The organism is Rhizobacter sp. P3_B12 (assembly GCF_056402895.1).
Window position 1 is genome coordinate 1 of the sequence record NZ_JBFUGN010001537.1, and the last position, 909, is coordinate 909.

Annotated in this window: 1 protein-coding gene; it reads right to left on the reverse strand. The window is 74.7% G+C overall.

All coding sequences use genetic code 11. The annotated features are described in order from the left end of the window. Positions 1-58 precede the first annotated feature (58 nt). On the reverse strand, positions 59-909 hold an 851-nt coding region (locus tag AC1D01_RS36705), incomplete at its 5' end, for an HAD-IC family P-type ATPase (protein ID WP_477874732.1).

Here is a 909-nt window from a genome sequence, read left to right on the forward strand (position 1 = left end):
TCGTAGTGCCGCACCATCTTCGCCGACACGCCCGAGCGTTGCGCCGCTTCGCCGATGTTCATCGAGCCGCTCCCTTCCAGCGCCGCAGCAGCAGCGCATTGCCGACCACGCTGACGCTGCTGAAGGCCATCGCCGCGCCGGCGATCACCGGGTTCAGCAACCCGAAGGCGGCCAGCGGGATGCCGACCACGTTGTAGACGAAGGCCCAGAACAGGTTCTGGCGGATCTTGCGCTGCGTGAGGCGCGCGATCTCGAGCGCATCGGCCACCAGCCGCGGATCGCCGCGCATCAGCGTGATGCCCGCCGCCTGCATCGCGACATCGGTGCCGCTGCCCATCGCGATGCCGACATCGGCGGCCGCCAGCGCCGGTGCATCGTTGATGCCGTCGCCGACCATCGCGACGCGCGCGCCGCCGTGGCGCAGCGTCTCGACGAGCGCGGCCTTGTCCTGCGGCAGCAGCGCGGCATGGACCTCGGTGATGCCGAGTTCGCGCGCCAGCTTGCCCGCCGCACCGGCGCCGTCGCCGGTCAGCAGCAGGCAGCGCACGCCGCGCGCCTGCAGCTGGCGCACCGCCTCGGCCGCGGTCGGCTTCGCGGCGTCGCCGAAGGCGAGCAGGCCGCGCAGCCGCGGCACCGCGCCCGCCTCGCCCAGCCACGAGACGGTGCGGCCCTCGGCCTGCAACGCATCGGCCCGCGCCTGCAGCGGCGACAGGTCGATGCCCTGCTCCACCATGAAGCGGCTGCTGCCGAGCCACAGCGCGCGCCCGCCGACCTCGCCCGACAGGCCCCGGCCGGCGACGCTGCGCACCTGGCCGGCCGTCGTGATCGCGAGGCCGTCGTGCTTCGCCGCGGCCAGCACCGCCGCCGCCAGCGTGTGCTCGCTGCCGGCCTGCAGCGCCGCGCTGTCGG